Here is a 23,243-nt window from a genome sequence, read left to right on the forward strand (position 1 = left end):
CTCAAAGCCGCTGCAGTCTGACGACGGTGGCGGCGCTCCCGTACTGGCGGCTCTCCAGTTTCTATCTGTTCTATTTCGCCTTGCTCGGTTCGACGGCGCCGTTCCTGGCGCTGTACTTCGATCACCTGGGTTTTTCCAGCGCACGCATCGGCGAGCTGGTGGCGATCCCGATGTTGATGCGCTGCGTGGCACCGAACATCTGGGGCTGGCTCGGTGACTACACCGGCCAGCGCCTGGCCATCGTGCGCTTCGGCGCGGTCTGCACCTTGCTGACGTTTTCCTTGATCTTCGTCAGCAAGTCCTACGCCTGGCTGGCGATGGTCATGGCTTTGCACGCCTTCTTCTGGCACGCGGTGCTGCCGCAGTTCGAAGTCATCACCCTGGCGCATTTGAAGGGACAGACGTCCCGCTACAGCCAGATCCGGTTGTGGGGTTCCATCGGCTTCATCATCACCGTGGTTGCGCTGGGCCGGCTGTTCGAATGGCTCAGCCTCGACATCTATCCGGTGGCGCTGCTGCTGATCCTGGCCGGGATCGTGGTCAGCAGCCTGTGGGTGCCGAACGCACAACCGCTTCAAGGGGAGCGATTGGCGGGGGACGGTTTTCTCCAGCAATTACGCAGCCCCGGGGTGTTGGCGTTTTACGCGTGCGTGGCACTGATGCAACTGAGCCACGGGCCGTATTACACCTTCCTGACCTTGCACCTCGAGCGACTCGGTTACAGCCGTGGCTTGATCGGCATGCTCTGGGCTGTCGGCGTGGTGGCTGAAGTCCTGATGTTCCTGGCCATGAGCAAGATCCTCGCGCGCTTCTCGGTGCGACGGGTGCTGCTGGCGAGTTTCCTGCTGGCGGCGCTGCGTTGGTTGCTGCTTGGTTCCTTCGCCGAGTACCTGTGGGTATTGCTGTTCGCCCAGGTCTTGCACGCGGCCACCTTCGGCAGCTTCCACGCGGCAGCCATCCAGTTCGTGCAACGCAGTTTCGGCGCACGCCAGCAAGGGCAGGGGCAGGCGTTGTACGCGGCGCTGGCCGGCACCGGCGGCGCACTGGGGGCTTTGTACGCAGGCTATAGCTGGAACGCCCTCGGGGCCACATTGACCTTTAGTATTGCCAGTCTCGCCGCGTTCGCGGCAGCCGTTATGATTGCCACATGCATGCAAGAGGACAGGCCATGAGCCTGTCCTGTGAACAACCGAGGAAGTCACCATGAGCAGCCTGTCCGTTTACCCTGTCAGCAGTCCGGAACTGCCGAACAAGGTGCTGACCCACTTCGACGATATCGCGTCGACCCTGGCCGAGCAGGGGGTGCGCTTTGACCGCTGGCAAGCTGCGACGAAACTCCAGCCCGGCGCCAGCCCGGAAGACATCATCGGCGCGTACCAGGCGCCGATCGACGCGCTGATGACCGAACAGGGGTATATCAACGTTGATGTGGTCAGCCAGACCAGCGATCACCCGCAAACGGCCGAGCTTCTCAAGGAGTACCGCGGTGATGAAGACGTCGTGCGGTTTTTCGTTGCCGGTCGTGGCTTGTTCAGCCTGCATATCGGCGATTACGTCTACGCGGTGCTTTGCGAGAAAAACGACCTGATCTCGATCCCGGCCGGCACCCCCCACTGGTTCGATATGGGTGAACATCCGCATTTCGTCGCGATTTGTCTGTTCAATCAAGCGGAAGGCGGGAAGACCGATTTCACCGGCGAGAACATTGCCAGCCGTTTTGCACGGCTTGAGGATTGAGCACCGCCTTTGCGCGGCTTGAAGATTGGAGCACCGCCCTGATTGAACACCGCCTTTGCGCTGCTTGAGGATTGGAGCACCGCCCTTATTGAACACCGCCTTTGCGCTGCTTGAGGATTGGAGCACCGCCCTGTAGGAGCGAGGCTTGCCCGCGAAGGCGGCCTCAAGCCCTGCACCGCCCTGTAGGAGCGAGGCTTGCCCGCGAAGGCGGCCTCAAGCCTTGCACCGCCCATGAAGACGCCTTCGCCGGCAAGCCTGGCTCCTACGACGGCCTGTGTGTTTACAGCCCGCAGACGGTTTACGCCGAATGATAAGTCGGCAGAGCAAACCGTTGCTGGCTTTGCAACATGGAGATCTGCGGCAGTTCGCTGGCCTGTTCCGCGAGGTCGCGGCGGATCGCGCTGATCACCCACGACAGCTGATCGCCAGCATGCAATTGCTGGTAGGAAATCGAGCGTTTGAACACTTTACCTTCGGTGCTGCGCAAGGTCAGCAGGATGCCACCGTCAGGACGAGGCTGGGTGGTCACTTCGAAGTTGGAGAACAGGGACGAAAATTTTTCTTGAATCAGGCTCATGTCTATCGGCTCCGTTAGCACTTGATTGGCAAGCATGGAGAGGTAGCTGCAGCCTTTGTGCCAGTCTTTGTGTTTTTAAAAATCATTATAAATCAATGGCTTAGTTACATTGCATTTTTAGCCTTTCGTGCAATCTGCATGAACGGCCGTCGTGCATCCTGCATTTTGCGTGGTCGTCGCCGTTTCAATGGAACCAATTGCCTGGCGCAGGCTCGTCCTTTCTCGTGCAGCGGATCGTGGATACAAAACATTTCAAAAACCGCGTGTACAGCCCGGGAAGCGCTGACGTATTTTCGGCCTTGATCAAACGCCGCCCGACAATAAAAAACATCGAACGGGAGCCTGCATGAGCACGCCGCACGACACGATTACCTGGGGCATGATGCTCCGCAAGCTGCCTTCCATTGCCAAAGCCATCCCCAGGGTGGTGAAAGGCATGAAAGCTGCCAACGTCAAGGACCCGACCCAAGCCTGTGGCCTGGGCTGGAGTTTCGAGCAGGCGACCTTGCGCAATCCGGATGGCCCGGCATTGCTGCAGGGCGAAGTGGCGCTGACTTATGCACAGGTCAACCAATGGGCGAATCGCATCGCCCATCACCTGATCGCCCAAGGCATCCGCAAGGGCGATGGGGTGGCGGTGTTTATCGAGAACCGCCCGGAACTGCTGGTGACGATCCTGGCGGTGGCCAAGGTCGGCGCGATCAGCGCCTTGCTCAATACGTCGCAAACCCGCGACACCCTGGTCCACAGCCTGAACCTGGTGGCGCCCGCGGCAATCATTGTCGGCGAGGAACTGGTTCCGGCGTTTTCGGCGGTGCGCGAACGGGTGTCGATCACGCCGGCGCGCACCTGGTTTGTCGCCGATCAAGGCACCTATACCCATCCGGGCATTGCGCCCGACGGCTTCATCAACCTGATGGCGGCCAGCGTCGATGCGTGCAGTGACAACCCCGCCAGCAGCCAGCAGGTTTTTTTCGACGACCCCTGTTTCTACATCTACACCTCGGGCACCACCGGATTGCCCAAGGCCGGGGTCTTCAAGCACGGTCGCTGGATGCGCAGTTCCGCCAGCTTCGGCATGATCGCGCTGGATATGCGCCCCGAGGACGTCGTCTATTGCACCTTGCCGCTCTATCACGCCACCGGACTTTGCGTGTGCTGGGGTTCGGCGATCAGTGGCGCCTCGGGCTTTGCGATCCGCCGCAAGTTCAGCGCCAGCCAGTTCTGGAACGACGTGCGCCAGTACCGCGCGACCACCCTCGGCTACGTCGGGGAATTGTGCCGCTACCTGGTGGACCAACCGCCCGCTGTCGACGACAACCAGCACAGCGTGACGAAGATGATCGGCAACGGCCTGCGCCCCGGTGCGTGGCGCGAATTCAAGACGCGATTCGGGGTAAGGCATATTTGCGAGCTGTACGCCGCCAGTGACGGCAACATCGGCTTCACCAACGTGCTGAACTTCGACAACACCGTGGGTTTCTCCCTGATGTCATGGGAACTGGCGGCATACGACCACGACACCGGGTTGCCGACTCGCAACGCCAAAGGCTTCATGCGCAAGGTGGCCAAAGGCGAGCAGGGCCTGTTGCTGGCGAAGATCGACGACAAGGCACCGCTGGATGGCTACACCGATCCGCAGAAGACTGCAAAGGTCGTGCTCCAGGATGTATTCGAGAAAGGCGACCGTTACTTCAACACCGGCGACCTGATGCGCAACATCGGCTTCGGCCACGCCCAATTCGTCGATCGCCTGGGTGACACCTATCGCTGGAAGGGTGAAAACGTCTCGACCACCGAGGTCGAGAACATCCTCCTGCAGCATCCGAACATCTGCGAAGCCGTGGCTTATGGCGTGGAAATCCGCAACACCAACGGCCGCGCCGGGATGGCTGCGATCACCCCCGCCGAATCCCTGGCGACCCTGGATTTCAGCGAGCTGCTGGCCTTCGCCCGGGAGCAGATGCCGGCCTATGCCGTGCCCTTGTTCCTGCGGGTCAAAGTGAAAATGGAGACCACCGGGACCTTCAAATACCAGAAGACCCGGCTCAAGGATGAAGCCTTCGACCCCGGCAGAACCGGTGACGATCCGATTTACGCCTGGCTGCCGGGGACAGGGACCTACGTGCAGGTCACCGAGCAGTTGCTTGGGGAGATCCATGACGGCAAGTACCGTTATTGAATGTGGCTATGGCCGTCCATGAGAAAAAACAAGTGACAGCTTCGGGGCTCATCGGGAAACTGTCGGCTTTGCGAATAACCGAAAGTGGAGTCCCCGATGTCAGACCAAAGCCGCCAGATGACCCCCGAAGAAGCCGCTGAATTTGCCGAACAGGTATTCAACAAGGCGCGCGAGGGCGATGCGGCCATGATGGCTGCGCTGCTGACCAAGGGCCTGCCGCCGAACCTGCGTAACCACAAGGGCGATACCTTGTTGATGCTGGCCGCTTACCACGGACATGTGGAGACGGTAAAAGTCCTGCTCGAGCACAAGGCCGACCCGGAAATCCGCAACGACAACGGCCAGAGCCCGATTGCCGGCGCGGCGTTCAAGGGGGACCTGGCGACGGTCACGGCGTTGGTCGAAGGCGGCGCGCAGGTTGAAGGTTCGTCCTTTGACGGGCGTACGGCGCTGATGATGGCGGCGATGTTCAATCGCGTCGAAATCGTCGACTACCTGATCGGCAAGGGCGCCGATCCGAAGGCCAAGGACGCCAATGGCGTCACCGCGCTGGATGCGGCCAAGACCATGGGCGCGGTGGATACCACGGCGCAGCTGGAGAAATTGCTGGGCTGATACCCGTGTGGGTAACGACCTGACTTTGCTTCCCTGAAAAGTCAGGTCTTCAATACACCCACACCTCAACCCGCCGATTCCTGATCCGCCCCTCGTCCGCGCTATTGGCCGCCACCGGCATCTCGGCGCCAAAGCCGCGAACCTCGCGCAGCACCACACCGCTTTTCACCAGCTCCCGGCGCACCGCCATGGCGCGCAGTTTCGACAGCAGATCGGCCCGCGCCGGATCACTCTTGGCGTCGCCAAACCCCACCAGCGTCACCTGCCGGTGGGTCTTGTCCTGCTGCCTTATATAGTCGAGCACCCTTGAGAGATCCTGTCGGGCCTTGTTGTCCAGGGTCGCACTGCCTTCTTCAAATCGAAAATTGACCGACAGCCGCTGGGCATGGCGGCTGAGCGCCTGATAACCCTCGGGCATCAGCGCATTGGGCGTGACGGCCATGGCCTGGACGGTCTGGGCGACAAACCCGTTGGCGGCGACAATGGCCTGGCCCTGGCGGCCTTGGGCGAAGGCGACCAACGCGTGGGCCCAGGGATTGTTGCCGGTGGGGGGCAGGTAAAAGAACAGTCGACGGGACAGTGGATAGTCTTCCGTGGCGATCAGGCGGTCGAGCGGCAGCATGGCCTGGGATTGGCCGTCGGCGATGGCCACGGCTTTGGCCTGGCGCACGTAGGGCAGGCCGATGACGCCGATGCCCTGGGGATCCAGGCTCACCGCGTCGGATAATTGCTCGCTGGATTCGAAACGCTTCGCAGTGCGGCTCAGTGTTTTCCCACGACCGGCGAGGACCAGTTCGTTGAACGTGTCATGCGTGCCCGAGTGGTCATCCCGCGCATACAGATGAATCGGCCCACCGCGACCGCCGACTGCTTCCCAGGTGCTGGCCTCGCCGCTGAAAATCTGCGCCAGTTGTTCGGTATCGAGTTGATTCAACGGGTTTTGCGGATGAAGAATGATCGCCAGGCCATCGATGGCGATCACCTGCTCGGCGCCGGGTTGTTTCAGATCGCCCAGGGATTGCAGGACTCGCCGTTCGCTGTCCTTGATCGGGCGCGAGGACGCGGCGAGATCGGTGGTGGCGGTTCTCAGGGCGGTGAAGCCGGTGCTGGACCCGTGGGCCGCGATGTCCACCACCACTCGACGCCCTTGCACGGTTTCGCCGACCACCCGCAGTTCGTTGGCGGTGTCCCGGGCTTCGCGGTGAACCTTGAGCAGACCCTGCTCGCGCATCAAGCCTTCGACCAGTGCCGGGCCCAGTGCGGCGCCAATCGTATTGGAACCCTGGATGCGCAGCACCGGACCCTGTTCGGGTGTCGGTAGATCACCGGCCGACACCGCCAGCGGCAGGCTCGCGCAGAGCACCCACAGGAACAACACGCGCAGCGTCATGCCGGCACCTTATAAGATCAGGAAAGTACCGGGAGAATAAGACAGGCAGGTGACCGAAAGATGACAGATCAATAGCTCGTCTAACGCGTAGAATTGCGCTCTGAAGCAAATCTGAGGTTGCAGTGGTGGATTTACAGCGGGGCTTCGTCCTGACCCGGCATTGGCGCGACACACCGGCCGGTACGGAAGTTGAATTCTGGTTGGCGACCGATACCGGTCCACAGCGCATCCGCCTGCCTTGGCAGCCCTCGGTGGCGTTCATCCCGCAAGCTCAACGCGAGCAGGCCGAGGCGCTGTTGCAGGGTGAAAAAAACCTCGAACTGCGACCGCTGGCCCTGCAGGATTTCGAGCATCGTCCGGTGCTCGGCCTGTATTGCCAGCAGCATGGGCAACTGATGCGCCTGGAAACCGCGCTGCGCAAGGCCGGTGTCGATATGTTCGAAGCTGACGTACGTCCGCCGGAGCGCTACATGATGGAGCGCTTCATCACGGCGCCGGTGGTCTTTGGCGGCACGCCCGGTGCCGAAGGCCTGCTGCTGGACGCGCAGATGAAACCCGACCCGGACTACCGACCCACGCTCCGGCTGGTGTCCCTGGACATCGAAACCACCGCCCGGGGCGAGTTGTATTCCATCGCCCTGGAAGGCTGCGGCGAGCGTCAGGTCTATATGCTGGGCCCGCCCAACGGTGACCCCGGCGAGGTGGATTTCCAGCTTGAATACTGTGACTCGCGCACCCTGCTGCTGAAAAAACTCAATGAATGGTTCGCCCGCCATGATCCCGACGCGATCATCGGCTGGAACGTCGTGCAGTTCGACCTGCGCGTACTGCACGAGCACGCCCGGCGCCTGGCGGTGCCATTGAAACTGGGGCGTGGCGGCGAGGAAATGCAGTGGCGCGAACACGGCAGCCGCAACCATTACTTCGCCTCGGCCGCCGGACGATTGATCATCGACGGCATCGAGTCCCTGCGCTCGGCGACCTGGAGCTTCCCCTCGTTCAGCCTGGAAAACGTCGCGCAAACCCTGCTCGGCGAGGGCAAGGCGATCGACAACCCTTACCAGCGCATGGACGAAATCAACCGCATGTTCGCCGAGGACAAACCCGCCCTGGCCCGGTACAACCTCAAGGACTGCGAACTAGTGACGCGGATATTCGCCAAGACCGAGTTGCTGACCTTCCTCCTGGAACGGGCCAGCGTCACCGGTTTGCCGGCGGACCGCAGCGGTGGTTCGGTGGCGGCTTTCACCCACCTGTACATGCCGCTGATGCACCGCCAGGGGTTCGTCGCGCCCAATCTCGGCAGCAAGCCCGCGCAAGCCAGCCCCGGCGGATTTGTCATGGACTCGCAACCGGGGCTGTATGAATCGGTGCTGGTGCTGGACTACAAAAGCCTCTACCCGTCGATCATCCGCACCTTCCTCATCGACCCGGTGGGGCTGATCGAGGGCCTCAAGCATCCCGCAGACAGCGAATCGGTGCCGGGCTTTCGCGGCGCGCGTTTTTCCAGGAACCGGCATTGCCTGCCGGCGATCGTCGCCCGCGTCGCCGAAGGCCGGGAAACCGCCAAGCGCGAGCACAACGCGCCGCTGTCCCAGGCCTTGAAGATCATCATGAACGCCTTCTACGGCGTGCTCGGCTCCAGTGGCTGCCGCTTCTTCGATACGCGCCTGGCGTCGTCCATCACCCTGCGCGGTCACGAAATCATGCTGCGCACCCGCCAGTTGATCGAAGCCCAGGGCCACACGGTGATCTACGGCGACACCGACTCGACCTTCGTCTGGCTGCGTCGCGCCCACGGCCAGCAGGAAGCGGCGCAGATCGGCCACGCCCTGGTGGACCACGTCAACCAGTGGTGGCGCGAACATGTGCGGCAGGAATATGGCCTGGAAAGTGCCCTGGAGCTGCAGTTCGAAACCCACTACAAGCGCTTCCTGATGCCGACCATCCGCGGCGCGGAGGAGGGCAGCAAGAAACGCTATGCCGGGCTGGTGACCCGCGCCGACGGCAGCGATGAAATGGTCTACAAGGGCCTGGAAACCGTGCGCACCGACTGGTCGCCGCTGGCCCGGCAATTCCAGCAGGAGCTGTACCTGCGCATCTTCAATCGCCGGCCTTATCAGGATTACGTGCGCGACTACGTGCGCAAGACCCTGGCCGGCGAGTTCGATGACCGGCTGATCTACCGCAAGCGCCTGCGCCGCACCCTCGACGACTACCAACGCAACGTGCCGCCCCATGTCCGCGCGGCGCGGATCGCCGACGACTACAACGACCGTCAGGGCCGGCCGCGGCAGTACCAGAACGGGGGCTGGATCAGCTACGTGATCACTGTCGCCGGGCCCGAGCCGCTGGAGATCCGCAGCGCACCCATCGATTACGACCACTACGTCAGCCGGCAATTGCAACCGGTGGCGGATGCGATCCTGCCCTTCGTCGACGATGACTTCTCAACCTTGATCGGTGGTCAATTAGGCCTGTTTTGAGTCCATCAACGTCAACGTCCAGGCGTCAGGAATGCCGTGAAAATACTGATCCAGTGCCTGGCTGAAGAGAGAGTCTTCGGCATCGACCTGGGCGAACAGTGTCATTGAGGAGTGAAACTTGAGCTCGTCGGGATGGCCGAAAATCGCCGCAATCGGGCGCTGCTTGATGTCCAGGACCAGTTGAGTGCAGGTACGCAGTCGAGTGCTCAGCACGGGGTGCTCGAGGAAAGCCACGGCTTCTGCTGTGGATCGAATCGCGAAGTGACGGGACTTCTCACTGTCGCCAAGTCCGGTGAATTGCGGAAAGATGAACCACATCCAGTGGCTGCGCTTGTGGCCATCACTGAGCTCATCCTGAACCTGGTCGAACACCGGGTCCTGCGCCTGAATGAAGCGTTTGAGGTCGAACCTGTCGAGTGGATCGGTGCTTCTCATGCGCAAACCCTCTGACAAAACCGCGATGGCTCAGACCATGGCCAACCGTTGCTTTCGTTGTGGCGCGTGAAACGCATGGTCCAGCGCCTCCAGATCCCCGGCTTCAAGCTGCAATCGCGCGGCTTGCGCATTCAATTGCACGTGTTCGGGGCTGACCGCCTTGGGGATGGCGATCACACCGTCCTGCCGCAGAATCCATGCCAGCGCGACCTGGGCCGGCGTCGCGTCGTGACGGGCGGCAACGTGCATGAGCGCCGGGTGGGCCAGCATCTCCCCACCCTGGCCGATTGGACAGTAGGCCATGACTGGCAGGCGATGCTGCTGGCACCAGGGCAGCAGATCGAATTCTATGCCGCGTTCTTCCAGATTGTAGAGCACCTGGTTAGTGGCGCAGGCCGGCGCGGACAATTCGTGCAGGTCATCCAGGTCGAAATTGGACACGCCCCAGCGGCCGATCTTGCCGGCTTCGCGCAGGCGCTCGAACGCTGCGACGGTTTCCTCCAGGGGATACTGGCCACGCCAGTGCAACAGGTACACATCAATGTAGTCGGTACCCAGCCGTTGCAGACTGCGCTCGCACGCCTGGGGGATGCCGTCGCGGCTGGCGTTGTGCGGGTACACCTTGCTGACCAGAAACACCTGGTCGCGCCTGCCCGCGATGGCTTCACCCACCACTTGCTCGGCACCGCCTTCGCCGTACATTTCAGCGGTGTCGATCAGGGTCATGCCCAACTCGATACCCTGGCGCAACGCCGCCACCTCCTGGCTGCGCCGTGAAGGATCCTCCCCCATGCGCCAGGTGCCCTGGCCGATGACCGGTACGTTGATGCCTGCCAGATCAAGGGTGCGCATGCACATCTCCTTTTTTCGATCGATGGGTACTCTTCGGTTGGCAGCACAATACCCCAGTGGTTCCATCCAAAACCCAAATATCCGGTCACACCGCCGCCCCCTGTAGGAGCTAGCTTGCTAGCGAAAAACGTAAACGATAACGCGCCCTGTCAGAAAAAACGCCTTCAACATGGGCGCCACCCAACCCTGCAATCTCTTGCTCCACCCAGCACTTACAGACCACCGGTACTGCACTTTTCCCCGTTTCCCGGTTCTATCCCATGGCCAGCCTGCGGCGATCCCCACCGCAAGCCCATGTCCAAGTTCAAACACCCATGGTTCGAGTGTTACCCCTCATCACGATGCACACCCGCCGTTACAGCCTGCTGCTGGCCTGTTTGTCGACGCTCTGCTTCACCGGATGCACCCAGCAACAGGGCGGCGACATCATCGACCAGTTCCGCCAAGGCAAACCCCAGGAATTCCTCCAGACCAGTGTCGACCGCATGGCCACCCTGGCGATGCGCGACAACCTCGACAGTCTCTACTTGCTCATGAGCAAGCTCTACCTGCGCAACCCCGAGGAGTTGAAAAAGTCCGGCTTCCTCGACGCCCGCACCGCCGGGCAGCAAGTGCGCATGGCCATCGAAATGCAACAGCCGCTGCCGACCCTGGGCGGCAAAAAAGACCTGGCGGCCCTGAGCTTCGCCATGAGCCCGGAATTCCTCGGCGACCGGGTCGGCGCCTTCATCTACGCCATCGGCAGCATGCTGGTCACCGCCCACGGCAATCGTCTCGAGTTCTACATGACCGATGCGATCAACCCGACCTTCGTCAACAACGCCGCGCGCAACATCGAGAAAGCCACCTGGATCCTCAGCCAGCGGCAGACCAAGCAGGGCGAGCCCTTGCTGTTTTCCAACGAGATCTCGGAGGAGGGCAGCAACCTGAGTTTTGCCGTGGAATTCGGCAAGATCGTCGCGCGCCTTGACCTGCTGACGCAGATGCTCGATGAGCGCTACCGGCGGATCGGCCTGAATTACGCCCAGAGCCTGCTGTTCCTCAATTTCCTGCCCGTGCAATAAATCTGGCGACCTGCACCCGATCCCACAAACGCCTCATCCCCCTGTAGGAGCGAGCTTGCTCCGGGCGGCGTTCCGACGATGGACGTCAACGATAACGCGTCCTTTCAGGGTGCACGCGCTGTCCTTGCGTTTTTCGCGAGCGAGCTCGCTCCTACATACGATGGACGTCAACGGTAACGCGCTACTCCTGAATGAACGCATATCCCTTCAGACCTACCCCGCGGTGTGCGGCGATCCGGAGAAGGGGATAAGCGTACTAAGGCATAACGATAGACCGCATCGATATAACTGGTTATAAGAAAAATCGCTATGCTGCGGACCAGTTTTCTAATGCGATTTTTGTGGGCGTGTTAATGGAATTCGTTAACTTCGGGTTGGTGGTCGCGGGTTTGGTGGTGGGTTTCATCGTCGGCATGACCGGCGTGGGCGGCGGCTCATTGATGACGCCGATCCTGCTGTGGTTCGGCGTCAATCCGGCGACGGCGGTGGGCACGGATCTCCTGTACGCCGCCATCACCAAATCCAGCGGCGTTCTGGTTCATAAAAAGAACAACAACATCGACTGGTCAATCACCGGCTGGCTGACCCTCGGCAGTGTGCCGGCGGTGCTGATGACGTTGTGGTTCCTGAGCACCCTGCAGACATCCCCCGATGCCATGAACGCCGTGATCAAACAGGCCTTGGGCTTTGTCCTGTTTGCCACCGCGCTGGCGATTTTCTTCAAGAAACGCTTGCTCGATTTCGCCCACAAACGCGCGGGCGGCAACTACAACCCCAGTGGCCCACGCCTGAACGGGCTGACCGTGCTGACTGGCCTGGTGCTCGGCACCATGGTCGCCCTGACCTCCATCGGTGCTGGCGCCCTGGGAACCGTGGCCCTGTTCATTCTTTATCCAATGCTGCCAACCCGCCGCCTGGTGGGCACGGAAATCGCCCACGCCGTACCCCTGACCCTGGTCGCCGGCCTCGGTCACGCGAGCATGGGCAACATGGATTGGCACGTACTGGGCTACTTGCTGGTCGGTTCGCTGCCGGGCATTTACCTGGGCAGTCACCTGACTGGCCGCATCTCCGACGAAATGTTGCGTCCTTGCCTGGCCACGATGCTGGCGCTGATCGGCTACAAACTGGCGTTCTGATCTGCGCCGCAGGGCTCAATCACTCACGGGTGAAAATCTCCAGCAGGTGCCCGTCCGGGTCATCGAAGTAGACCCGCCGGCCACCACCGTAGTCATTGATTTCGTCCAGTCGCTGCTTGCCGGGATCAGCCCACCAGGGTTGCTTTCGCGCTTGCAGACGGGCGAAGGCCGCATCGAACTCATCGTCCCCAAGCAAAAACGCATAGTGCTGAGAGGCGATCGGCGGGTCGTTGTTATAGAAATCCAGCGACACGCCGTTGTCGAGCTTGACGACCAGCATCGGCCCGAAGGGCTCGGGGCCGGGCAGACCGAGGATGTCTGTGAGGTAATTGGCCGAGGTCTGCTTGTCACGGCACCAGACGATGGTGTGGTTCAGCTGAGCGCTCATGGCAGGGGGCCTCCTTCAATCTCTACCATGAGTTAAGCACTGTTGCTTTAAACCTTCGACGTATCGCGTGCCATCACTGTGACCTCGAGCCCGTCGTCGTCCAGTTGCTCCACGATCTCCCAGCCCAGTCTGGCGTAAAGCGACTGGGCCGAGTCGGTGTATAGAAAGAGCCTGGGGATTGAGAGTGCCGCCGCCTCCTCGACGATACGCGACACCAGCCCGGAGGCGATGCCCCGACCACGATGCTCGGCCTTGACGTAAACGCCTGCCAGCCAGGGAGTCAGTTCGGGCCGTGATTCCAGATCGCTCTCGATCAGCAGGGCTCCGCCGAGCAGTTGCGTACCATCAAGGGCGACCAGGACGGTGGGCACAGCACCTTTGCCGCATGCAGCACGCATACGTTCGGTTCTTGCCTGGAGGGTATCGCCGGGTTTGAATTGACCCCATTCCTTGAAATTCAGCTCGGCCAACTCCGGGATCAGAGCGGGGTGGTTGCAGAGGTAATCGATTTCCATGTTGAATTGAAGCTCCTTTGCCTTGCGCGGACGATTCAGTCGTCGCGATGGTGAACCACAATAAAGCGCCCAGAACAGCGGATCAAATCCACGTTCGATCCTCATTGGTCTGTTGCGCAATGACTGCCCTGACCTAAGCTTGGGGCAGGGCGAAACATAATTGCGAAGCGTCCCCGGAACGAACGCCGCGATGCGCAATCATTAGAGCGTGGATATCAAAAGGAGATGCGCATGCTCATCAGGTCATTGACCCTGGCTACCCTGCTGGCTTTCGCCGGCACCTTGTTCGCCGCCGATGGCGACTCACCGCTGGACATGGACAAGGGCAGGGCCCGGCCGCTGATCGTCATCGCTCCGAGTACGGTCGATCCCACATGGGTCAGCTTGAAAAAGGCACTGGATGACCCGGCCAACCGCAAGGGTTTCGACGATCGCAACATGGTCCTGTACAGCGTGCTCAATCTGATGGGCCAGCGCGAAGGCAAAGACCTGGGGCCACAAGACACGGCGGCATTGATCCGGTCGCTCAAATTGGGCGCCGGTCCGAAGACCAAGGTGATTCTGGTCGGCAAGGATGGCGAGAAGAAACTGGAGCAGTCGGATGCGGTCGACCTGCAGGCGATTTTCAAAACCATCGACGAATTGCCGGCGACAGAGAAAGAAGCCACGGCACCGACGCCACCGCCGGTGACCGAACCCGTCCCGGCCAAGGGTGCCAAGGCGACAAAACCGGCCAAACCAACCAAGCCCGCCAAGCCGCCAGAAATGCCGGACGATTGATTTCGCGCAGAATCTTTATGGCAAATGAATTCCCTGTGGGAGCGAGCCTGCCCGCGAAAGCGGCGTATCAGTCAGCATCGATGTTGAAGGTTCAATTGCCTTCGCGGGCAAATCGAATCGTCGCAACGCCGCTCCTACGGTTGGGCCAGAAAATTGCTGATTACGTTGACCAGGACAGGTGAAAAAGGCTGCAGACATTGCGCTGCATCCGGTGTTTTCAGATCCTCCAGGAGCAAACCCAGGAGCAGTTCATCTTCAAACTGCAAATCTTCGGGATGCACGCTATGGCTATAAATCAGCGCATCGACCAACTGTTTGCGTGCACCGACAAGGCCTCGATTGCTTTCTTCGGTATGACCCAGATTCAATGCCTCGATTGAAACCCTAGCCCGTTCAGTACAACCGGTTACCAGACCGGACAAGTAGAACTTGAGTTCGGTTTCGCATTCAGCCATCAACGGCGTCAGTGGCAACAGCCGTGTACCTCGACCATGACCGCATTGATTGGGGCGCTGGCAACTGGCGACGATGTTGAAGAAATCCAAAGTCCGATTCGGTGCACGATCCTGAGATTCAAGATGTTCGTTATGGGCTTCATCAATCGTGATGGACTGACAGCAATACGCACATAAACCGTATTGTTCCGAGATACACGATGAACGAATGGACCGGCTCTCTTCCCGAGGTAGGTCCCGGTAACGTAGCGCGTTGTTGGAGCGTTTCCAGCGAGTCAGCGATTGCGGCTCCATGCCTTTATCGATCTTACGCACGGCGCAACTCCAGCTTGCGGATCAACAATGCAGCCTTCGCCAGCTCCAGGTGACCTTCTGGAAGCTCAAGTGAAAGCTCGGAAAAAAGCTTCTTCGCGGCGTCCAGATCACCGTCCTGCAATCGCTCCAGCAATCGATTCAATCGTTGCTGCACGTCGCTGTTGCGAATATCGGTGTCCATGACTTCCAATAGAACCTGATTGGCATCCAGCCCATAAAGGCCATTGCGTTCCTGTAGTTCCCCGTCATCCAGCACGTACACCAACACATCTTTTGCGTCGCTGATGACCAGCGGCGAATGGGTTGTCAGCACAAATTGGCAATTGGGAAAGGTCTCGGTCAACTGCCGAATCAAGCTGCGCTGCCATTTGGGGTGCAGGTGCAAATCGACTTCGTCAATCAGCACGATGCCGTCACCCATTAGTGGATTGTCCAAAGGCTGGTTCATCATCGCTAATCGGCGAGCGATGTCGCCGACTAACGCCATCATCGACTTTTCACCCTGCGAGAGCTGGGAGACATTGAGGGTCACGCCGTCCTTGTCGATGGCCATGTGCAGGCGCGGTTTACGCTGTACCCGCAGGTTGCTGAAACCCGGCATGAACGCTGCGATAGCAGAGCGAACCGCCGTCAGCTGACGATCACGGGATGAGGCCTTCAACTGGAAAAGGGTTTTCCAGATGTCGCTGTCGTTGCCAAATTTTTCAGAAATCTCGGCCAGCGCGGTATCGGATACGCCGGTTTCATTTTCGCTGTCTTCGCGTTCGCGAAACCATTCAAAGAAACGGCGGAAATCCACGCCACGATTCAATGAGTTGTCGTAGCCGTCCAGTTGGTCGAATGTATGTTTGGTTCTGATTTTTAGGGGGATTTCCAGAACCGAGCGTTCAACCGGATAGTAGGCGATCAATGGGAGCGAAGCTTTATCATCTGCGGTTAGTTCGTTGCGATAGTGATCCGCAAGGAGACTGACATCGCCTAAGGAACTATGAATATGAGCCTTTCGCCCTTGTCTGCCGCGAGCAATGCCCCACGTAAACAGAGCATCCTCAGGATTTGCATCGGAACGACTTGAGCGTGCATGTGACTCGTCTACTACGCCAATCAAAATTAATGCAGACGAAGCGCCGTTCCGAATGTCCTCTTCCGCAAGATAATTGCCATTGCCTTTCTCGGTACGAATCCTGGCAACCAACCAGCTCAACGAGGTGGCCAGTGACTTCAAAAGGGTGGTTTTACCGGCGCCGTTATTCCCCACCAGCACCGTCACGTTTGAGGGGTGTTTGGCCGTGGGGGCCAATTGAATGTCCAATTCGGTGAATCGACCGACATCCGTGACCTTGAATCTGTTGATTTCCATTACAACGCCCTTTGGCGGTCAGTCAGGTTGCAGGTTTTAGCGCGCATTATGTCATTCCCGGCCACGGATTGATCCGCTGCCGTTTCGGAGCCGAGGACGACCATTAGATACAGCGGTTTCGGCTGTATCACAACGATCATAAGTAAAAAGATATTTGTAACGTACGCCGCAAAATGAGCGTAGGCAAAAGCCTTCACCTGCTTCGGAGATTTCCTGCAAAACGTGGCGGTGTTGGTGAACTGGTGCTCTGGGAACCGTGCCGATAACCTTGTTCCGCCGCTGCAAAATCAGTGGTCGGATGTGGAAGTCCGGTGATTACCGAGATCGCATGTGCGCCTGTAAACACATGTTGGCGTTTTTTATGCCAACATTGTTGCTTATGGCGGCTGTGCGCAGGAGCACTCTTGAGTGCACTGGGTTTCTTCTCGGTTCCCCGGACTTCCACACCTGCGTACAGCTGCCACCCTCCCGTGGAAGTGAGTTCGGCAGTTTCCATAAATTACCGAGGCTTTTCACTTATGAAGAAAGTTAGTCCCAATCCTCCCGAAACCTCATCCGATTCCGATCCCCTCGACCCCGTTCCACTTTCCAGCATCACCGAACCCGCCATCAGCGCTCGTCTGCGTAACCCCAACCATGCCGACCCGGTCAGCCACATCTTCACCATCGTCCCCGGTGTCGACACGGCAACCCTGCTATGCCACGCCTGCGAAACCCTCGCGTCGCTGAACGTCCTCGTCACGGACCTGGCCTGCAAACTGGAAAGCTCCAACCGCAACGTGGCGCTGTCGATTCAGCAGTTGGCCGTCGTGGGCGAGCTACTGGTGAACCGGGCACTGGACAATATCGATCCACCCGAAGGCGCGCCGGCTGTTTAGTCAGCAGGCGCACCAATGAAAATGGGCGACCTCAAGGGGCGCCCATTTCTATTGACCACAGGACCCAGGCCACCCATGCATGCTCAGCGCCGAATGAACTGCCCACTGCGCGCCTCAGTGCTTTGGCCCTGAATATAAGACAACACCCCGTTGACCCAAACCGCTTCAATGCCTTGCGGTGGCAGCGTCGGTTGGTCGAACGTGGCGCGATCGCGGATATCCCCGGCGTCGAATAGCACGAGGTCGGCGCATGCCCCCACCTCGAGCCGCCCGCGATCACGCAGGCCGAACCGTTCAGCCGGCAGCCCGGTCATTTTGCGCACGGCTTCCTCCAGCGGGAACAGACCCTGATCACGGCTGTAATGGCCGAGCACGCGAGGAAAAGTACCCCACAGTCTGGGATGTGGACGCGGGTCGTTGGGCAAGCCGTCCGAGCCTATCATGGTGTGCGGGTAAGCCAGGATGCGCGACACATCGGCTTCATCCATTTCGTGATAAATCGCACCCCCCGGTTCCAGCCGGCGCGCGGCGTCGACTTGTGACAGGTTCCAGAGCGCGGCAATGTCCTTGAGGTTTTTTCCGGCCATTTCCGGATGCGGCGTAGACCAGGTGATCTGGATCCTGAAGCCTTCGTCGACGATGCGCGGATCGATGGTGGTCGAACTGGCGGCATAGGGATAGCAATCACAACCCACCGGATGCTGCTGCCGGGCATTGTCGATCCGGCCGATGATCGCCTCGCTGCGCCCCCAGTTCCCGCGCCCGGCGCATTTGAGGTGCGAGATGATCACGGGCACGCCTGCATGACGACCAATGTCGATGGCCTCGTCTATGGCTTCGATGATTTCGTCGTCTTCGGAGCGAATATGACTCACGTAGATCCCGCCGACGTCTTGCAAAATGGCCGCCAGGAAATCGACTTCCGTGGTGGGGGCTTGCAATGCGTTGCGGTAGGCCAGTCCTGTGCTCAATCCCAAGGCGCCTTGTTCCAGCGCCGCCTTGAGATCTTCACGCATGGCCTCAAGCTCATGGGTCGTTGCCGGACGATCGAACTGCTGCATGTGGTTGGCGCGCAATGCGGTATGACCCACCAGCGCCGCAACATTCACCGCCGGTCGAACCGCTTCGATGGCCGCTACATAGGCCGAGAAACTCGGGTATTTGAAATCGGCGGCCTCGCCGAGGAGGTTCATCGGGTCCGGTGGCTCACCGCGAAGGCGTACGCCGGCCGCGCTGATGCCGCAGTTGCCGACGATCACCGTGGTCACGCCCTGGCTGATTTTCGGCAGCATGGCCGGCTGCTTGAGTAGCGCCAGGTCATCATGGGTGTGGACGTCGATGAAACCCGGGCTGAGGATTTTGCCGCGCGCATCGATCACGTTGCGCGCGTCCTGCTCAGGGAAGCTGCCAATCCCGTGGATCCTGCCATCCACCACCGCGACATCCCCGACAAAGGGCGGTGCGCCGGTGCCATCGATCAGTGTGGCGTTGCGGATCAGGGTGTCGATGACTGTCATGCAAGTTGCTCCAGCTGGCCGGGGCTCAATCGCCATAGATGTTGTAATCGAAATATTTCTTCTCGACCTGCTGGTAGGTCCCGTCGGCGCGCAGGGCCTTGATCGCGGTATTGAACCGTTGTGCGAGTTCAGTGTTGCCCTTGCTTACCGCGATGCCGGTGCCTTCACCAAAGTACTCCTTGTTGCGCAGCTCCGGCCCGACGAAGGCGAAACCCTGGCCCTGCGGCGTCTTCAGGAAGCCCTCTTGCAGCGGAGCGGCATTGGCGATGGTGCCGTCGAGTCGGTCGGACTGCATGTCCAGGTAGATTTCCGATTGGGAACCGTAGCGAACAATCTCGGTACCCAGCGGTTGCAGCTTGTCGGTGGCGTAGCGATCCTGGGAGGTGCCGCGCTGCACACCGATGCGTTTGCCCTTGAGCTGGTTGAAATCGTCATCGACTGACGTACCGGCCTTCATCACCAGTCTTGCCGGGCTCGCATAGTATTTGTCGGTGAACATGACCGAACGCTTGCGCTCCTCGGTGATTAGCATCGAGGAAATCACCGCATCGATTTTGCGCACCTTCAACGAAGGGATCAGGCCATCGAACTCCTGTTCGACCCAGACGCATTTCGTCTGCATTTGCGCGCACAAAGCATTGCCGATGTCGTAGTCGAACCCGCCGATACTGCCGTCGGAGGTCTTGAAGGCGAACGGTGGATAGGCGGCTTCGATGCCGATGCGCAGCGGTTTGTCTTCCGCCAGAGCACTGGTGACACACACTGCCAATGCGAGGCCCAGGCACAGTGTTTTTTTCATTGTTGAACTCCTGATTCACAAAGGGGTAGGTCGTCAGTGAAGCGATTGGATGTATTTGTCTATAGTGGACATATTTGTCTATTATCGTCAATAACGTCGCACCAATGAAAATGGGCGACCTCAAGGGGTCGCCCATTTTGATGCCTGCCACAGATCGGGGGGGGGGGTTACTGGCTAAGTGCGCTCAAAACTGTATGCGCCACTTTCACCCGCTCAGCATTCGGATAGTTTTTGTTGGCCAGGATCACGATGCCGATATCTTTCGAGGGCACATACGCGACATAGGCACCGAAGCCGCCCGTTGAGCCGGTTTTATTGACCAGCACAACGTCCGGTAGAGGTTGCAGCGGGTTCAGCAACTGGACTTCGTGAGCGTCCATCGTCATCTGCGTCGAGTTGCCGTCGAGCAACTGATCAAGCGTGACCGGATAGCCGTAGAGTTCCCAGCCCAATCCCTGGGTCATGTCACCGACTTTGTAATAACCCGTGTGCGTGGTGGCGATGGCCCGTTGCAGCGGTGCTTCAAGCCCTGCCGGGTTCATGTTTACCTGAACATAGCGAAGCAGGTCCGCCGCGCTGGTTTTCACCCCATACGCCTCCGAATCCAGCGCCCCGGGCCCGACCCGCACCGGCTTGTTTCCCTTGTCGTACCCCTGGGCATAAAGCCCCATCTGGTCCTGCGGTACCTTGAGGAAGGTGTGCTTCAACCCGAGTTTCGGCAGCAGGGTTTTTTCCATCACCTCATCGAACGGCGCGCCCATGCTTTCGGCCGCCAGATAGCCAAACAGCCCCAGGCTTGGGTTCGAATATTGCCGATGGCTGCCAGCGGTGTAGGTCGGTTTCCACTGTTTGAAATAGCCGAGCATCTTGTCCGGCGAATCGGCCTCATCGGGGAATTGCAGTGGCAGTCCACCGGCTGAGTAGGTGCCCAGTTGCAATACGCTGATGTCATCGAACGCACTGCCGCGCAGCGCTGGCAGGACGTTGCTGGCCTTGTCTGACAGGGACAGTTTGCCTGTCGCCTGGGCATAGGCGGCGAGGGTGGCAGTGAAGGTCTTGCTCACCGAACCGATCTCGAACAGGGTGTTTTCGGTGACGGCGTTGCCGTTTTCCTTCGAGGCCACGCCGTAGTTAAAGTAATGCGCCTGGCCGTTGACGGTGATCGCGACCGCGACGCCGGGGATCTGATGTTGCTGCATGACCGGTTCGATGGCGGTGTTGACGATGGATTCGATATTGTCGTCAGCTGCGCAGTGACCGGCGCCGAGGAAAAGTACGAAAGCACTGTAGGACGCGAATTTTTTCAGGTTGTATTCAGGCATGACGGAGCCACTTTCCATGAGTTTCCAAAGATATTAACCGCTTCTCTCCCAGCGGTTTTTGAATCCGGGCCGCAGGCGCCCGATGATCGCCATCAAGCGATCGATCTCTCGCGGCGATAGGTTGCAGGTCGGTTCATCGAACGCGGGCTCGCATAGACTGAAAATGCGGAGTATCAGGTGACCCGAACATTCAGCGCATGTCTCGACACTCCATGACAACCACAGGCCAATCGATGACCGTGCAGTACCACGGGGATGCCATTCATGCGCCGACGCGGATGCCCCTCGACGAAGGCGAATTCGCCCAAGTGCAATGGGCAGGTCGCCTTGTCGCCCAACACTGCAGGGATTTTTCCGTTAATACGGTGCGTACCCGACAGTTGGCAGGACACGACCGTGCCACCGCTGCTGGTGGAATCGCCCAGACAGATGGGATGGGTCATGGTTATCGCGCCGGCATGCGAAATCGGAAGGGGTCGATGCCGTGGGTCTGCTGGTTTTTCGCTTTGCGGGCTTCATCGGGCGGGCGGATCATTTGTACCGTGGTGCTGCCATCCTTGCCGGAGTACACCACTGCGCTGACACCGCCCTCCAGGTAGCTGGCAATCGTGGCGAGGTTGATTTCGACCAGGGCGCCACTGACGCCGGTATTGCCCAGGCGCCGACCGATGTCGTAGCCCTCGTCGACATTGCCCAACTCGATGCCGGTGCCGTCGGTGTTGAGGCTGTGCAGCGCGTTCGTCAGGGCGATTTCGCCATTGATGTTATCAGTGCTGTCGTAGAATACGCGCACTGGTTTGTCGCCTTCGGGCAGGGTTTCCAAGGCTTGTTGCCAGCCTGCTTGAAGGGCTTTTGCCTGTAACGCGGGGTTAAGCAGCTTGCCGCTTTCGTCATGCATCGGGACTTTGATAGGGCGGTGCAGATAGCCCAGAATGGGCGCCCTGTCGAATTCCTGGACTTGATGATTGGCCCAGCGTACCGGGAGCCATGGGGACGGTTCGAAGTGGCCGGGGCCTCGGTTGCTCAGGGTTTGCCAGAGGGTTGGGAGTTGGGATTGCCAGTAGGTGGAGGACATGGTGGTGATGGGACGAACATAACCGTTCTTACCTTTGGCACGCTCACCCTCTTTATACCAATTTAGAAATGCATCGTCACGACTCCAGTATAACGCCCATAATTTGCCCATATCGGTGTTTGTGTTTTGGTTGTCTTCCGAGATATTGGTGGCGAACGGACGGATATAGCTGTCAACGCGATCGGAACGGGTAACCAGCAGCCCCGTCATACTTTCGAATATCGTTGGTACGGCGTGGACATTCTGAAGACCTGGAGTGCCGGCCCTGCGATAGCCGTTTCGAGTGACGTCACCATCGCGACTTACGATCAATGCCTGCGGCACTTTTGGATTGTCATCAAAAAACTGAAACAGGCGCTCAATCATGTTCTGCGCGTGAGTGGTGTTGTCTGCGTATTGCCAAAGGAACAGGGTGACACCCAGAGTCGCGGCATTGCGACCACTGAGAATAGTATTTGGCGCACCCGCATCTTCAGGTTGCTTGGGAGGCGCAATCGCAAACACCGGTATTGGCCAGTAGGCCACTGAATCGCTGGCCGAATGCTTGAATGCAACGCGTATATTGATACTCCGGGTGATCTCTCGGTAGCTCAATGAAGCGTCGTAGTCCTTAGGGTTCTGCGAATAGATCGAGGTGAAATTGCTATTTTTATTATTTATTTCTCGCCAAATTGAAGATTGATGCCAATCATCAATGGCAAGCCCTACACCTCGTATTTCCAGCGCATAGGTACGCTCACGGGTGGTAATTTGCTCGTTTACGTCAGCGATGACTTTCGTTTTGTACTCCGCAAGTTCTGCCTTTTCATACGCTACCGCCTTGGCAAACCAGTGGCCGCTGTAGGTCAGCACCAACGCCCCAAAAATACTCGCGATTCCCCAGCGCATAACAGTACCCATTTCCTTTGGTTTCAAATCTTCAGCGGGTGTTATGTAAATGACCAACATCTGCAGCGCATAAGGCGGGTGCGGTTGTTCGGCGTTGATGTTGCGCTCCAGGCCTTTCTGGATCGGTGCTCGCGAGGCCACCGCCGCGGCTGATTAACCACCGGGGCAACGCGGTCCCCTTTGAAAGCCAAAAACAGCCCGCATCAACCTACCCGCACATTCGGCGCATGACTCGACACTCCATGACAACCACAAGCTAATCGATGACCGTGCAGGACCACGGGTATGCCATTCATGCGCCGACGCGGATGCCCCTCGACGAAGGCGAATTCGCCCAAGTGCAATGGGCAGGTCGCCTTGTCGCCCAACACTGCAGGGATTTTTCCGTTAATACGGTGCGTACCCGAAAGTTGGCAGGACACGACCGTGCCGCCGCTGCTGGTGGAATCGCCCAGGCAGATGGGATGGGTCATG

General features: G+C 59.4%; 23 protein-coding genes. 9 read left to right on the forward strand and 14 right to left on the reverse strand.

What is annotated here, in order from left to right:
* The first annotated feature begins 26 nt into the window (after nt 1–26).
* Together PMA3_RS07895 and PMA3_RS07900 are read left to right on the forward strand one after the other, a co-directional pair.
* On the forward strand, nt 27–1,172 hold the full coding sequence (locus tag PMA3_RS07895) for an MFS transporter (RefSeq protein ID WP_064676632.1): 1,146 nt from the start codon (nt 27–29) through the stop codon (nt 1,170–1,172).
* Nucleotides 1,173–1,203: 31 nt separating this feature from the next.
* A complete protein-coding gene (locus tag PMA3_RS07900; protein WP_064676633.1) occupies nt 1,204–1,737 on the forward strand; it encodes a 1,2-dihydroxy-3-keto-5-methylthiopentene dioxygenase in 534 nt (177 codons plus the stop codon).
* A gap of 298 nt (nt 1,738–2,035) precedes the next feature.
* On the opposite strand, the gene PMA3_RS07905 is transcribed toward PMA3_RS07900, so the two are convergent.
* Nucleotides 2,036–2,314: a DUF3509 domain-containing protein gene (locus PMA3_RS07905; RefSeq protein WP_064676634.1), complete on the reverse strand. Its 279-nt coding sequence runs from the start codon at nt 2,312–2,314 to the stop codon at nt 2,036–2,038.
* A gap of 346 nt (nt 2,315–2,660) precedes the next feature.
* Here PMA3_RS07905 and PMA3_RS07910 point away from each other — a divergent pair, with 346 nt between their 5' ends.
* Together PMA3_RS07910 and PMA3_RS07915 are read left to right on the forward strand one after the other, a co-directional pair.
* Nucleotides 2,661–4,496 (forward strand): long-chain-acyl-CoA synthetase, encoded by a 1,836-nt coding sequence (locus PMA3_RS07910; protein ID WP_064676635.1) that lies wholly within the window; start codon nt 2,661–2,663, stop codon nt 4,494–4,496.
* Between the two features lie 96 nt (nt 4,497–4,592).
* A complete protein-coding gene (locus PMA3_RS07915; protein ID WP_064676636.1) occupies nt 4,593–5,111 on the forward strand; it encodes an ankyrin repeat domain-containing protein in 519 nt (172 codons plus the stop codon).
* 49 nt (nt 5,112–5,160) lie between these two features.
* On the opposite strand, the gene PMA3_RS07920 is transcribed toward PMA3_RS07915, so the two are convergent.
* The gene (locus tag PMA3_RS07920; protein WP_064676637.1) at nt 5,161–6,501 is read right to left on the reverse strand and encodes a substrate-binding domain-containing protein; all 1,341 of its coding nucleotides are present in this window, start codon (nt 6,499–6,501) and stop codon (nt 5,161–5,163) included.
* Between the two features lie 125 nt (nt 6,502–6,626).
* Between PMA3_RS07920 and PMA3_RS07925 the strand changes: the two genes are divergently transcribed.
* Nucleotides 6,627–8,987 (forward strand): DNA polymerase II, encoded by a 2,361-nt coding sequence (locus PMA3_RS07925; protein ID WP_162493644.1) that lies wholly within the window; start codon nt 6,627–6,629, stop codon nt 8,985–8,987.
* On the opposite strand, the gene PMA3_RS07930 is transcribed toward PMA3_RS07925, so the two are convergent.
* Complete coding sequence (locus PMA3_RS07930; RefSeq protein WP_064676639.1) at nt 8,973–9,422, reverse strand: DUF1810 domain-containing protein; 450 nt, start codon at nt 9,420–9,422, stop codon at nt 8,973–8,975. The two genes, PMA3_RS07925 and PMA3_RS07930, sit on opposite strands and share 15 nt — an antisense overlap.
* A gap of 30 nt (nt 9,423–9,452) precedes the next feature.
* On the reverse strand, nt 9,453–10,274 hold the full coding sequence (locus PMA3_RS07935; protein WP_064676640.1) for an aldo/keto reductase: 822 nt from the start codon (nt 10,272–10,274) through the stop codon (nt 9,453–9,455).
* A 314-nt stretch (nt 10,275–10,588) separates the two neighbouring features.
* Here PMA3_RS07935 and PMA3_RS07940 point away from each other — a divergent pair, with 314 nt between their 5' ends.
* Together PMA3_RS07940 and PMA3_RS07945 are read left to right on the forward strand one after the other, a co-directional pair.
* Complete coding sequence (locus PMA3_RS07940) at nt 10,589–11,338, forward strand: hypothetical protein (RefSeq protein WP_064676641.1); 750 nt, start codon at nt 10,589–10,591, stop codon at nt 11,336–11,338.
* A 353-nt stretch (nt 11,339–11,691) separates the two neighbouring features.
* The gene (locus PMA3_RS07945; protein ID WP_064676642.1) at nt 11,692–12,477 is read left to right on the forward strand and encodes a sulfite exporter TauE/SafE family protein; all 786 of its coding nucleotides are present in this window, start codon (nt 11,692–11,694) and stop codon (nt 12,475–12,477) included.
* Nucleotides 12,478–12,496: 19 nt separating this feature from the next.
* On the opposite strand, the gene PMA3_RS07950 is transcribed toward PMA3_RS07945, so the two are convergent.
* Together PMA3_RS07950 and PMA3_RS07955 are read right to left on the reverse strand one after the other, a co-directional pair.
* Nucleotides 12,497–12,865, reverse strand: coding sequence for a VOC family protein (locus tag PMA3_RS07950; RefSeq protein WP_064676643.1), 369 nt, complete (start codon nt 12,863–12,865; stop codon nt 12,497–12,499).
* 47 nt (nt 12,866–12,912) lie between these two features.
* Nucleotides 12,913–13,380, reverse strand: a complete 468-nt coding sequence (locus PMA3_RS07955; RefSeq protein WP_064676644.1) for a GNAT family N-acetyltransferase — start codon at nt 13,378–13,380, stop codon at nt 12,913–12,915.
* A gap of 231 nt (nt 13,381–13,611) precedes the next feature.
* Between PMA3_RS07955 and PMA3_RS07960 the strand changes: the two genes are divergently transcribed.
* On the forward strand, nt 13,612–14,160 hold the full coding sequence (locus PMA3_RS07960; protein ID WP_064676645.1) for a DUF4174 domain-containing protein: 549 nt from the start codon (nt 13,612–13,614) through the stop codon (nt 14,158–14,160).
* Between the two features lie 134 nt (nt 14,161–14,294).
* On the opposite strand, the gene PMA3_RS07965 is transcribed toward PMA3_RS07960, so the two are convergent.
* Both PMA3_RS07965 and PMA3_RS07970 read right to left on the reverse strand, forming a co-directional pair.
* Nucleotides 14,295–14,930, reverse strand: a complete 636-nt coding sequence (locus PMA3_RS07965; protein ID WP_064676646.1) for an HNH endonuclease family protein — start codon at nt 14,928–14,930, stop codon at nt 14,295–14,297.
* Complete coding sequence (locus PMA3_RS07970) at nt 14,923–16,290, reverse strand: AAA family ATPase (RefSeq protein WP_064676647.1); 1,368 nt, start codon at nt 16,288–16,290, stop codon at nt 14,923–14,925. Before PMA3_RS07970 ends, PMA3_RS07965 begins: the two co-directional genes overlap by 8 nt.
* 518 nt (nt 16,291–16,808) lie before the next feature.
* Between PMA3_RS07970 and PMA3_RS07980 the strand changes: the two genes are divergently transcribed.
* Nucleotides 16,809–17,168, forward strand: coding sequence for a DUF6124 family protein (locus PMA3_RS07980; protein ID WP_064676649.1), 360 nt, complete (start codon nt 16,809–16,811; stop codon nt 17,166–17,168).
* An 83-nt stretch (nt 17,169–17,251) separates the two neighbouring features.
* Here the strand turns inward: PMA3_RS07980 and PMA3_RS07985 are convergent, their stop codons facing one another.
* From PMA3_RS07985 to PMA3_RS30555, 6 genes are all read right to left on the reverse strand, one after another.
* Nucleotides 17,252–18,685 (reverse strand): N-acyl-D-amino-acid deacylase family protein, encoded by a 1,434-nt coding sequence (locus PMA3_RS07985; protein ID WP_064676650.1) that lies wholly within the window; start codon nt 18,683–18,685, stop codon nt 17,252–17,254.
* A gap of 25 nt (nt 18,686–18,710) precedes the next feature.
* The gene (locus PMA3_RS07990) at nt 18,711–19,484 is read right to left on the reverse strand and encodes an ABC transporter substrate-binding protein (protein ID WP_064676651.1); all 774 of its coding nucleotides are present in this window, start codon (nt 19,482–19,484) and stop codon (nt 18,711–18,713) included.
* Between the two features lie 167 nt (nt 19,485–19,651).
* A complete protein-coding gene (gene ampC, locus PMA3_RS07995) occupies nt 19,652–20,806 on the reverse strand; it encodes a class C beta-lactamase (RefSeq protein WP_064680634.1) in 1,155 nt (384 codons plus the stop codon).
* 173 nt (nt 20,807–20,979) lie between these two features.
* Nucleotides 20,980–21,249: a PAAR domain-containing protein gene (locus PMA3_RS30550; RefSeq protein WP_082930272.1), complete on the reverse strand. Its 270-nt coding sequence runs from the start codon at nt 21,247–21,249 to the stop codon at nt 20,980–20,982.
* Nucleotides 21,250–21,251: 2 nt separating this feature from the next.
* Nucleotides 21,252–22,910 carry a type VI lipase adapter Tla3 domain-containing protein gene (locus tag PMA3_RS08000; protein WP_420848658.1) on the reverse strand — a complete coding sequence of 553 codons (1,659 nt, stop codon included), beginning with the start codon at nt 22,908–22,910 and terminating at the stop codon, nt 21,252–21,254.
* Nucleotides 22,911–22,972: 62 nt separating this feature from the next.
* Entirely contained in the window at nt 22,973–23,242 is a 270-nt protein-coding gene (locus tag PMA3_RS30555) for a PAAR domain-containing protein (protein ID WP_082930273.1), read from the reverse strand.
* Between the last annotated feature and the right edge of the window lies 1 nt (nt 23,243).

The organism is Pseudomonas silesiensis, from assembly GCF_001661075.1.
Lineage (GTDB): Bacteria > Pseudomonadota > Gammaproteobacteria > Pseudomonadales > Pseudomonadaceae > Aquipseudomonas > Aquipseudomonas silesiensis.